The 12,761-nt window shown below is 38.7% G+C and carries 8 protein-coding genes; 4 read left to right on the top strand and 4 right to left on the bottom strand.

What is annotated here, in order from left to right; genetic code table 11:
• Window positions 1-182 precede the first annotated feature (182 nt).
• Entirely contained in the window at window positions 183-2,303 is a 2,121-nt protein-coding gene (locus AC07UV_RS08565; RefSeq protein WP_495183362.1) for a carboxy terminal-processing peptidase, read from the top strand.
• A gap of 229 nt (window positions 2,304-2,532) precedes the next feature.
• Window positions 2,533-3,363 (top strand): universal stress protein, encoded by an 831-nt coding sequence (locus AC07UV_RS08560; RefSeq protein ID WP_495183361.1) that lies wholly within the window; start codon window positions 2,533-2,535, stop codon window positions 3,361-3,363.
• Window positions 3,364-3,472: 109 nt separating this feature from the next.
• Here AC07UV_RS08560 and AC07UV_RS08555 read toward each other — a convergent pair whose 3' ends face one another.
• Window positions 3,473-3,880 (bottom strand): DoxX family protein, encoded by a 408-nt coding sequence (locus AC07UV_RS08555; protein WP_495183360.1) that lies wholly within the window; start codon window positions 3,878-3,880, stop codon window positions 3,473-3,475.
• A gap of 444 nt (window positions 3,881-4,324) precedes the next feature.
• On the opposite strand from AC07UV_RS08555, the gene AC07UV_RS08550 reads away from it, so the two are divergent.
• A complete protein-coding gene (locus AC07UV_RS08550; protein WP_282251215.1) occupies window positions 4,325-5,155 on the top strand; it encodes a universal stress protein in 831 nt (276 codons plus the stop codon).
• 70 nt (window positions 5,156-5,225) lie between these two features.
• Here the strand turns inward: AC07UV_RS08550 and AC07UV_RS08545 are convergent, their stop codons facing one another.
• The gene (locus tag AC07UV_RS08545) at window positions 5,226-6,128 is read right to left on the bottom strand and encodes a S66 peptidase family protein (protein ID WP_495183359.1); all 903 of its coding nucleotides are present in this window, start codon (window positions 6,126-6,128) and stop codon (window positions 5,226-5,228) included.
• A gap of 223 nt (window positions 6,129-6,351) precedes the next feature.
• On the opposite strand from AC07UV_RS08545, the gene metG reads away from it, so the two are divergent.
• Complete coding sequence (gene metG, locus AC07UV_RS08540; protein ID WP_282251217.1) at window positions 6,352-8,421, top strand: methionine--tRNA ligase; 2,070 nt, start codon at window positions 6,352-6,354, stop codon at window positions 8,419-8,421.
• A 133-nt stretch (window positions 8,422-8,554) separates the two neighbouring features.
• On the opposite strand, the gene AC07UV_RS08535 is transcribed toward metG, so the two are convergent.
• Together AC07UV_RS08535 and AC07UV_RS08530 are read right to left on the bottom strand one after the other, a co-directional pair.
• A complete protein-coding gene (locus AC07UV_RS08535; protein WP_495183358.1) occupies window positions 8,555-9,325 on the bottom strand; it encodes a GLPGLI family protein in 771 nt (256 codons plus the stop codon).
• A gap of 20 nt (window positions 9,326-9,345) precedes the next feature.
• The gene (locus tag AC07UV_RS08530; protein ID WP_495183357.1) at window positions 9,346-12,138 is read right to left on the bottom strand and encodes an outer membrane beta-barrel protein; all 2,793 of its coding nucleotides are present in this window, start codon (window positions 12,136-12,138) and stop codon (window positions 9,346-9,348) included.
• Window positions 12,139-12,761 lie beyond the last annotated feature (623 nt).

Raw genomic sequence — 12,761 nt, 5'->3', positions numbered from 1 at the left:
AACCGAAGAATCGAAAGTAAGAAATAAATCGTATTTTAAGCTTTTTGTAAATATTAAAGGATAAATCAAATAAATTTTTAGAATCTATGATAATGTGCTATGAATTTCACTAAATTTAGCACGCTTATCAATAAGAGCTGAAAATTTTTAGTTATAAAATGATTATTAAAACTGTCGAAAATATGTTTAGGAAACTCATATTTGCACTTTTTGTGGTATCTATTGTCTCTTGTGGTTCAAAACCACGGGTAGCACTTCCAGATGATGGTGGACTCAAACCGAGCACACAACATCAGATCATCGCGAAAGAAGTGATTGGATTATTGGAAAATGCAAGCTACAAGAAGGTCAAAATGAATGATTCCATATCTGGAATTATCTATGATAATCTGATCAAAGGTTTAGACCAGAGCAAGAATTATCTACTTCAAGCGGATATTGATGCATTTCAGGCTTACAAGAGTAACCTTGCCCAGGATATAAAAGGAGGAGATCTTTCTTCGGCCTTCCAGATCTTCAATGTCTATAAAAAGAGATATTTGGAAAGAATGCAATATGCGCTTTCTGAAATCGACAAAAAGCAAGATTTCACCAAAGATGAATATTATCAGCCTAACCGTGAAAAATTAGGTTGGTTCAAAACAGATGCCGAAGCCAACGATCAATGGCGTAAACGTGTGAAGTACGATTTGTTAAACCTGGAAACTGCTAGTGGTAAATCTACTGATAGTGCAAAAACCAAGCAGGTGGAAACATTGAAAAAACGTTATGTGAATTTAATTTCCCAAACAAAGAAATATAATTCAAATGACGCCTTTCAGATCATTATGCAGGCGCTTACAGATGCTGTAGATCCACATACTTCTTATTTCAACCCTTCGTATGCGCAAGCCTTTAATGAAGGCATGGCAAATACATTTGAAGGTATTGGAGCAAGGCTGACCATAGACAATGAGGCAGTAAGCATCAATGAGATCATTCCCGGTGGACCTATCTTTAAAGACAAGACCATCCAAGTGAATGACAAGATCATTGCTGTGGCACAAGGTAAAGATGGTGAATTTGAAGATATCATCGGTTGGAGATTAGACGCCGCTGTAGCCAAAATAAAAGGTCCGAAGGGAACGATCGTACGACTTAAGATTATCCCGGCAGGACAACCGATGAACTCGCATCCGCGCATTGTTTCCTTAGTACGCGAAAAAATCGTTGTCGAGGAAGAGTCTGCCAAGAAAGAGATCATGAACATCAAAGGAGCTGATGGAAAAATGTATAAAGTCGGGGTGATCAATATCCCTAAATTTTATATGGATTTTGAGGCCTACAGAAGACGCGATCCGAACTATAAAAGTACAACAAGAGATGTAAGATTGATCTTAGATACACTAAAGCAAGCCAAAGTGGACGCTGTAATTATCGACCTACGTTTCAATGGCGGTGGCTCACTGCCTGAAGCAATTGATCTTACAGGATTGTTTATTGATAAAGGGCCTGTTGTACAAGTAAGGGATACTAAAAATAATATTGATGTTGAAGAAGATAAGAATGCAGGTGTAGCATGGGATGGCCCATTAGGTGTAATGATCAACCGTTTCTCTGCCTCTGCCTCAGAAATTTTCGCTGGTGCAATTCAAGATTATGGTAGAGGAGTAATCCTTGGCTCACAAAGTTATGGTAAAGGGACTGTTCAATCGGCTATCGATATGTCGCGTGTGATTAGCCCTACAAGTCGCCTATTGTTAAAAGCATCCGGAGAGAAAGATCCGGATACACCGGAAGGAGCACCACAATATGGACAGATCAATATCACTTTGGGCAAATTTTACCGTGTCAACGGTAGCAGTACACAACATAAAGGAGTAACTCCTGACATTACATTCCCGTCTCAATTCTCCGCAGAGAAATTTGGTGAAAGCTCAGAGAAATTGGCTCTTCCTTGGGATCAAATTCAATCCAGTAACTTCAAAAAAGTAGCGGATATGAGTGGAGTGGATAAAAAGCTGGAGACGCTACATGAGACCCGGATTAAAAATTCACTGGAATATAAATATTTGAAAGAAGATATTGAAGAGGCTCAAAAAGATGAAGATGTCAAAATTTCATTGGAATTAAATAAATTCAAAAAAGAAAAAGACGACAATCTCAAGAAAAATAAGGACCGCATCAATGCTTTATTGAAATTACAAGGTAAACCGGCATGGGAAGAAGGCAAACCTCAACCGAAGATGGACCTTGACTTTGTAAAAGATGAGAGTGCAAAAGTAATGACTGACTATATCATTAATTTTGCGAACAAAAAATAAAGACGGATAAAATTCCGCGAAAAAAGGCAATCGTAACAACGGTTGCCTTTTTTTATGATGCTCATCACAATCTCAAACCTTTAACATTAAATTCATCTTTTCTTTGTAACTTATCGCAACATTAATTGTTCTACATATAAATAAAGACTTTAAAAATAGAGCTGACAATTGGAATCTATAAAATAAGAGTCTGGATAATGATGGATTTTACCCTTAAAACAATATCACAATGAAACGTATCCTGCTTCTAACCGACTTTTCAGAAAATGCACTTTTAGCGGCAAAACAAGTAGCCTTATGTGCAGAGGCTTGGAAAACTGAAAAAGTTATTGTTTACCATACTTATAACAGTGTAACAATTGTAAACAATGAACCTATTGTTGTGGTTAATGACGAAGTTAAAGAGGCCAAAGAGAAAGAATTAAATGCCTGGTTGGAGCTAATCGGGCCACTCTTTCCAGCACAAGTGACACTGTCCCACAAGATGGAAGATGTAGATCTTCCAGTAGGTGTAAATGACCTCTGTAAATCTGAAGATATTGATCTTGTCGCGCTGGGGATCACAGGACAGACTGGTTTCGCCAAGATCCTGGTGGGAAGCAATGCCATTACCCTTATGGACATCTGCAATAAACCGATGTTGATTGTCTCCCATAAGGTAAATCCGGCTGTTCCAAAAAATGTATTGGCAACCACTGACCTGAAAGAAGTTGACAGAAAGCTGAGTTTGTTTAATCTGGATCAAGTCCTCGACACATTTTCAGCGCAGTTATATGTTTTGAATGTTGCGAAGAAAGAAGGCTCCGCCGCAGATTTGGCACAAGAATTAAAACATTTGCATGAAAGGCTGGACAAGTATAAACCAATCTATGATTACATCAGTCATGAGGATATTACATTGGGAATAGCAGAATATGCGAAAGAGAAACATATAGACCTCATCCTGTCATTTCACAAGAAACAAGGTTTATTGGCGAGTTTATTTAAAACTAGTATATCCAAAAAAATTGCTTGGAACGGCGCTGCAAACTTATTAGTCATTCCAATGGATAAATCATAAATAGCAGAAAGGGCTGGAGCAAAAGTATCTCTCCAAATATTTAATATTCAGGATATACTTTTGCCTTTTAGGGTTGCTGCCATTTTACATAGATTTCTATGTACAGGACCTATTTCTTGTCTACAGAATGTTTGCCCGGGCCGATAAACACGAGTCCCAAAAAGACAAAGAACAATTCAATGGCATGAGATGCACCAGAGACTCCATCACCTTTTGAAAGATGCATCAATCCAGCAACCACCATGGTAAAAGCAAGTAACAAGGCTGAAGGTCTAAAAAAAAGACCCAATAGTAAGAAGATACCACCAATAGTTTCTGTAGCCGCGGCCATAAAGCCCCAAAATGTCGGAATAAAATTGATGCCCATATTGCCCATGGCCTTTCCAACCCCCGCCCAGAGCTCAGGACCTCCCTGCAACTTCGGCAAACCATGCATAATCATCATCACTCCCAATCCGATGCGGAGGATCAACAAACCCGTATCCCTATATTTTCCCAATGAATTCCAAATTGCCATAAATAGAAATTTATAATGTATTAAAATGTTAATTACTGATTGATATTTCTAAAATAATCAATTTTTATTGATTTGTGTTTATTTTCAGCGGTTTCAATGAGCTCACTTCGTTCGGTTATTGATTTGTGTTTATTTCTCAAAGGTATCAATAAACTCATCTCATTCGCTAATTAGTACCCATTTATCCTACTTGGTATCGGTGAACTTGTCATTCATGCTACGCACTTTATCCTCCTTTAATGATAACAAAATTAGGTCAAAATGTGTTACCTCCCCTTGATATAGATTAAGAAATTCAACAAAAAAGGTCTATTTGAGTGAGGGAAAGAAAGACGAAATGGGGCAATTCACTTTAAGAAAAATAAGGGAAGCCGACAGAAAAATATTGTATTTATGATACTAAATGCGTAATTTAAGTCTCATAGACCCGATTATAAAATTATTATGAAGAATCTTCTCTTATTAACAGATTTCTCGGACAATGCCTATGCTGCCGCTCAATATGCCGCAAAATTAGCTCCGCTTTGGGGTATAGAAAGGGTTGTGCTGTACCATACTTATGAGGTTATACCAACGGTTGGAACAGAGCCTGTTGTCATCAGCAATTTGGATATACTAGAAGAAAAACAAAAAGATCTCAACGTGTGGCAAGAAGACCTCATCCAACTCTTTCCACAGGGAATAGCATGGAAAGTGGTACTGGAGGAGTATGAATTGAGCTATGGCGTCAACCGTACTTGTGCTGAGGAAGATATCGATATTGTTGTCGTCGGAACTGCTGGAAAAAGTGGTTTTAAAAAGCTTCTCTTGGGCAGCAACACGTTAAAATTAATTGAGAATTGCCACACCCCATTGCTGGTTGTACCTGCCAAAGCCGAATTCAGAATCCCAAAAAAGATGCTGATCGCAACCAATCTCAAAGAAGTGAAGCTTAAGTTAGACCGGCTTCTGATCAATGCAGCTGAAGTGCTCCGAAAGAGTGAGGTCTATGTAGTTCACGTTACCAAGGAAGATCCTGCCAGTAAAGTTGTCAGCACAGAGATTAACATTATGAACGATCTATTGGCCCCCTACCATCCCATATACAGCTATATCTTACACTCGGATATTGCCGTTGGCATCAATCAATATATTAATGAAAACCACATTGATATGATGGTTACTTTCCATCGCGACAAAGGGTTACTTAGCCGGATTTTCAACACCAGTATTGCGCAAAAAATGGCTTGGAAAAGTCAGGCGGCCATGATGGTTATTCCTGTACATTCAGGATAATATAAAAATATCGACAATTAAACCGTAGCATCCCGGACACAACTATTTAATTGTCGATAGGGTTAATCATCTATAAATAGATGAGCTCCGTTTTATCGGCACTCGTTACCAATTTCACTTTCCGGCCTAATACCAGTGCATGGTTATCATCTATATGTCCTGCTGGATAACCAAAGGCGACAGGAAAATCATATTCTTTGACTTTATCCCAGATAATCTCCTCTACAGTCTGTCCAAATGTAGGATCATTGTCTTTCATGGATGAAAAACTGCCCACAATAAGACCTTTCAATTTTTTGAATTTGCCAGCACGTTTCAGCGCCCACAGCATCCGATCCACTGAATAATAAGCCTCACCCACATCCTCAATGAAAAGAATCTTATTTGCATACTTGACATCTGAGTCTGACGCCAAAACAGACAATAAAATAGCCAAATTCCCACCAATTAGCTTGCCTTCAGCCTCACCGGAGCGGTTTGGGAATACAGATTGTTCGTAGCTAAAGTCTGTGGAATCGCCAAACAATGCATTTTTTAACGTCTCCAAGGAAGCTTTCGTTCCTGATTCAAAAGATTTGGGCATCTGCCCATGTATCGTCGCAATTTTATAGTTACGTTGGATATGGCTATGCAATACTGTGATATCGCTAAATCCGACCAACCACTTGGGATGCTGCTCAAACTTAGAAAAATCGATCTCATCGACAATCCGAACGCAACCATAGCCCCCTCGGGCAGCAAATACCGCTTTAATGGATGGATCATCCAGGGCCCATTGGAGGTCTGCAGCACGTAAGTGGTCATCGCCAGCAAACTGATGATAAGATGTCCCTACTGTCTCCCCCACCAGGACTTCTAGCCCCCAGCTCTTCAATGTTTCAATCCCCATATCAATATTCCCACGGATAAAGCTTGCAGGACAAACGATGGCGACTTTGTCGCCTTCTTTAAGAAAATCAGGTATTTTAGACATATTTATTATCTTTCATATATAATTTGATTCTTTACAGCCATGAAGCGATCATTAGCCAACTCATTTCATTTTAGCCCAAAGTAATTTGTTCCAACTCATGATGGTTTCCTCCAATAAAAATTTTCAATGCATGAGGAGACAACAAATTTATCTTAGTATTATACCGCAAATTGAATTATCTTTGTGAAAGAAACAAGTAAAAACTTTAATATACTTTCAAGCATTGAGTATTCTAGATAAAAAACGTTATACAATTACTTCGGCATTACCGTATGCCAATGGTCCTTTACATATCGGGCACCTTGCCGGAGCTTATATTCCAGGTGATATTTTTGTTCGCTATTTGCGTTTAAATCAAAAAGATGTGGTCTATGTCTGTGGTTCGGATGAACATGGTGCAGCCATTACCATCCGCGCAAAAAAAGAGGGAATTACGCCACAGCAGATCATTGATAAATACAACAAACAAATCAAAGAAAGCTTTGAAGAGTTTGGCATTTCTTTCGATATCTACCATCGTACCTCCGAACCGATTCACCACCAATTGTCGCAAGATTTTTTCCTGAACTTATACAATAAAGGTGAATTTGTCGAGAAATTTTCGGAGCAATACTACGATGAGGAGTACCATCAGTTTTTGGCGGACCGTTATATTACTGGGACCTGTCCAAACTGTAAATCCGAAGGTGCCTATGGTGACCAATGTGAAAAATGCGGTACCTCACTAAGTCCAACAGACCTGATCAACCCAATTTCGACATTAAGTGGGAAAACTCCCGTATTAAAAGAAACGAAGCATTGGTATTTACCTTTGGATAAATATCAACCTTGGTTGGAAAAATGGTTAATCGAGGGCAAGAAAAACATTCTTAAATCCAACGTTTTTGGCCAATGCCAGTCTTGGCTCAAGTCAGGTTTGCAGCCACGTTCTATGACCAGAGATTTGGATTGGGGGGTAGATGTTCCCCTGAAAGAAGCAGAAGGAAAGAAACTTTATGTATGGCTAGATGCACCAATAGGTTATATTTCTGCAACGAAGCAGTGGGCAATCGACCACGGAAAAAATTGGGAAGACTATTGGAAAACCCATGACAATCCAGCGGACGATTCAACATTGATCCATTTTATCGGAAAAGATAATATTGTATTCCATTGCATCATATTCCCAGCGATCCTTCATGCTCATGGAGACTATATCCTGCCAGAAAATATACCTGCAAATGAATTCCTTAATTTGGAAGGCGATAAGTTATCTACATCCAGAAACCATGCCGTTTGGTTACATGAATATCTACAGGAATTCCCAGACAAACAGGACGAATTACGTTATGTATTAACCTCTATTTTACCTGAGACCTCGGATGCTGAATTTACCTGGAAGGATTTCCAAGCGCGGATCAACAACGAGCTAGTAGCGATCTTCGGTAACTTTGTCAATCGTGTGATGGTACTGTCCCATAAATATTTCGATGGCAAAGTATTAAATGGATCTCCATTAACAGCAGTGGATCAAGCGGTATTGGATGAGTTAAAATCCTATCCGGCGTCTATCAAATCATCACTGGAGCAATTCCGTTTCCGTGAAGCGCTGGCGGAGTTTATGAATGTGGCGCGCCTTGGGAACAAGTATTTAGCTGACGAAGAACCTTGGAAAGTAATCAAAACGGACGAGGAACGCGTAAAAACGATCCTAAATGTAGCGTCTCAGATTGTTGCTAACCTTGCCGTGTTGGCACAACCATTTTTACCAAAAACAGCAATCAAATTATTTGAAATGCTCAATTTCCCGCAAGGAAATTGGAACGATGCAGGTAAGGAAGGCCTAATTCAGGATGGTCATCAGTTGGGTGAAGTCCAATTGTTGTTTGATAAGATAACAGACGAGCAAGTGGAGTTTCAATTAAACAAACTTGCGGAAGCGAAACAAAAAAACCGCGCAGACAACACGAAGGTCGCCCCTGCTAAAGAAAACATTAGTTTTGACGATTTTGTCAAAATGGATATCCGTGTAGGGACAATTTTAGAAGCTGAAAAAGTTGCGAAAACAAAGAAATTACTAAAATTAACAATAGATACGGGTATTGATAAGCGCACCGTTGTATCGGGTATCGCGGAGTTCTTTAGCCCAGAAGAGATTGTCGGACGCCAGGTCTCAATTTTGGTAAATCTAGAACCTCGTGAAATCAAAGGCATTACCTCACAGGGTATGATCTTGATGGCCGAAGATGCTGATGGTAGATTGGATTTCGTCAAACCGGATACAGCGATCAAAGTCGGTAGCACAGTACGCTAACTAAACGTAAGATATAGCATAAACAAAGAATGCCTGTCGCAAAAGACAGGCATTCTTTGTTTTCAAAAGCCATCCGGTATTTCTATTCCCTTTTAGTGATTTGCTTTAGCTACAGATACCAAGCAAAGAGCGGTTAGAATAAGACATTTTGCAATCTCTTTTTAAAATCTTTCTCATCCATCCAATCATAGACAGTATCTTTTAACTTTTTTATAACCTCCGTTTTCGATTCGGCAACAACCTTCTTCTTTTTGGTAAGTACATTGGACACTGGAGTATTGGTGATCTCGACCTTCGTTGCAAACATATTGATATTCATACTGGGGATAGATATCCCCAAGATCAAGCCCGGCAGCCCATGGATTAATTCTGGCCCCCCTGATATCGGAATCTGTCCCGCAAAAAATGCGACAACATAGATTGAATCTTGTATGATTCCATTTGCTCGCCTACAATCATAGTCTGCGATGTTGCGATATTCATCAGTGTACTTCCATTTCACTGCAGGCAAAGAATCCTTCATCAACAGTTGCTCATCACCAAAAGGTAATAATTTGATGAATTCTTGGTTCTTGAAATTCAAATAAGTTTTTGAATCAGTCACTGCCGGATTATACCAGGAGACATTTCGATAGTTAGCGGGGTAATCTTCCTGTACGGTTTCAAACAAAGTCTCGGTATCATAAAACTTCAATGTATGATGTGTGATCATTTCAACAGGTCCATTTTTGACTGCATTCTCTACCCCCAGTTTATCCCAGGTATCCAAGTCTGGCTTACTTAAATAAGTTCGTTTCAAGTAGTTCTGCACATGGAATTTCCGTTCGAAAGTCACAGTGCCACTGTTCGGGAAAAATGCATGCTGTGCCTGTATTGCAGTGATGGACAAACATAAAAGCCCCATTATTAATATTATTTGCGTCCTCATTTGGCATCTCCTCTCATTGTTGTAAAATTGTAGATCACTTTTAACATCCCATAACGACGCAATACATTGTTGCTTGTCTGGATAAATGCAGTACCATCCTGATAGCGACGCACTCCAATATTTTTATTTAATATATCGTTGACAAATAATTGCGCTTCCAAAGATTTGTCCTTTAAGAACTTTTTAGAGATATAGCCATTCATGTTCATCATGTTAATGGATTGCAATGTCTTTGTTGCAGCTTGATAATTCTGTTGCATGGATAGCGAAATTTTAAAGTCTTTGGGTAAGTAATAGGTGACTTGCGAATAAGAATTGAATTTAAATGTTGTCTGATTCAATTCGGGTTGTAAATAGGAATCCATTTTTTCTACGCCAGGACTCAAGTTAATATAAAAGTCCATTTTATTTGCTTTAAAACGGTTAAAACCTATATTAGGACCTACGCTCCAAGTTTTGTTACGGTTTAGCTGTGGATCTTGATTCAATAAAGAAAGATAACTATACTGACTATTATAGTTAAGGTCCATACCAAGGTTCATCTTTAATCCCCATTTCTTTTGTATCGGAAAACTATAGCTTCCGCCTCCATACAAAGACCAATTATCCTTATCAATATTGACATAGGAGATTTGTCGGGTACCCTCTTCCAAGTTATAGCGCACACTACTATTAATATTGCGTTTTCCCTGATAAGCGCCAACATAGAAATACATATTTTGATCTTTTAGCTGCTTATAAGAGTTATAATTGACAGAATAGGAATTATTGAACCCAGATTTCAGATCTGGATTGTCCAAATATTCCACGAGCGGCTGGGCATTTTGTTTAAGCGGTTCGATCTGTGTCAATGAAGGCTGGGCCGTCTGTCCACTGTAACGGAAGCCGATGTTTTTACTTTTAGAAATTTTGTAATTCACCGAAAGCGATGGCCTTAAAGAGGTCTGATCGCGCTGCAATATGGTATTTAAATTATTATAGGTTCTTTTTACAGCTTCAAATTCTGTTTGGTTACTCAGATTGATTGTCAAGTCATTTGTTTTATAGTTCAGTGAAGTATTGATACTATTTTTTAAACTGGAAAAATTAAAATCATTCAATACACTTTCATCCAGCACAGTATATTTTTGTGTGATAGGATCTCTATTGAAGGATTGATTGAGTGTTTCTGATTTATTGCTTGAAAAAGAGTACCCGATTGATCCTGTAATCTTTTTTGAAAGGGGCTCGGTATAGGTTATCGAAGCGCCATACGTATTATTTCTGATTTCATCTTTTTTAAATTGATCGATTGTGTCAGTACGCTGGCTATTTTCAAAATAGTTTTCCGAAAAATATTGTGTCTTCGAGAGGTTCCGATCCGTATTTGCGTTGACATTAAATGTGATGGAGCGACGCTCTTTTTTAAATCGTCGTGTCAAGATAGCATTCACATTAAATTTATCCTGATCACTATTCAGATCTGTGCGCGATATGGTATTTGTAATTGGCTGTCCACTCAAGGTTTTCTGATAAGCTTCTGCCTCAGAGATATTATCCCTATTGGATTTATTAAAGCCCATATTCACGGTCAGATCAGCAAGCGAATCCAATTTATAATCATACCTCAAATTAGCAACATTTGCTCTGTTTTCATTTTCCGTTCTGGTTGTATTACTGTCTATTTGAGCCCGTTCTGGCAAGTTATTCTGCGCATTATAGGTACTTGTATTATCAACATTTATCTGACTACGCTTGTAATTGACGTTAATTTTGTGCTTATCATTTTTAGACTTATCGGAATAGCTTACCCCCATATTTAAAGCTTTAGGTACACCTCCACCCCTGTATTGGCCATCCCATCCGCCTTCCGTTTCGTCTCCACCGGAAGAAATCATGATACCTCCACCGTCCATCATCTGTACATTGCCGCTTCCCCCCACACCATATTTTTGACTATCCTCAAAGCCCAAACCAACCATGCCATCATTGGCCAAAATACCATAAGCGGCAATCTTCTGTGCCCCTTTAAACTTATTGAGCATGACTTTCCCGCCATAATACTTATCTGTTCCTGCACCTGCGATTGCCTGACCAAACATCCCTTTCTTTTTATCCTCCTTGAGTTTTATATCAATAGTTTGCGTACGCTCTCCGTCATCCACACCAGTACGCACAGCCAGATCGGACTTCTTTTCGTATACCTGTACCTTGCTCACCATATCCGACCGGATATTTTTGGTAATCAGGGTTGGGTCATCCCCAAAAAACTCCTCTCCATCGAGCAGCACCTTTTTTACCTCTTTTCCCTGCGCTGTAATCTTCCCTGTCCCATCGATCGTAATACCTGGAAGCACCTTGAGCAAATCCTCAACCTTAGCATCTTTCTCAACCTTAAAACTACCAGCATCATACTCTATTGTATCTCCTTTAATAACGACTGGAATTCGTCCATTGACCTGTACCTCCTCCAAGAGTAATGATGCCTTTGACAGCGATACCATGCCGAGATCAAGACCTTGGGCTGTAATATGGATATCTTTTACGAGGTCAGCATATTGTGGATAGGACACGACCATTTTATAAATACCTGTATCCAGATTAGCAATTTGGAAAGTCCCGTTTTCTTTTGTTCGATCGAACTTAATTAATATAGAATCTTTTGGGTTAAGTAAAGCAACTGACGCTTGATGGAGTTTAGCTTTGTCTTTGGCATCAACAACTACACCTGTAAGCCGCTGTTGGGCATAGGAAATAGAGCTTATGGCTGAAAGTACAAGAAACAAAACTAAGGTATAGGTTGGTCTCATAAATTTCCGTTTATATATTGTCGCAATAAAGATATCAATGTTGCTACGGAAAATTCGTAAAATAATGTTAAATAATTAAGAAATTAAAAAAATAGCAAAACCAAAAACAACAAACTGTAAAACAACTAATTAAAGACAAATATCTAATAAAACTGGATAGAACAAAATGTTACACCAGCTTTGTTTTCCCAATAAGACACAACTGATAATATCAGAAGAAATATAGTTTCATACATTTCTGCCTGACATATTGAAAATAGTTTCGCTATAGAAAAACCGGTAGCGATGCTTTTTTTACAACCTGTAATCTATTATGATACCAACAGAGATTTCATGGATCTTTGTGGTCGCTTCATAACTATTCAACTGAAATTTGCACAACAGGAATATATTCTTGTACTTAAAGAGTAATTTTTCTATCGCTTTCGATTGTTCATCAGATATCTGTTCCAAGCACGATTGGCCTCGCCTAGCTCATAGTATAAGGCAGCGTGTGTAGAACATTATCCTGCTAGTCACCTTTTTAGAAATACCTTCAGTATAAAAAAACAGCAGTAACTTGCGCTACTGCTGTCTATACTATTCATTGCAAACAAGCTTTTTTGTCTAGTCTGCAACGGCAT

The organism is Sphingobacterium sp. GW821-FHT03E03, from assembly GCF_059420745.1.
The sequence above is the reverse complement of the archived record's forward strand: the minus strand, read 5'-3'. Positions and strand labels throughout refer to the sequence as shown.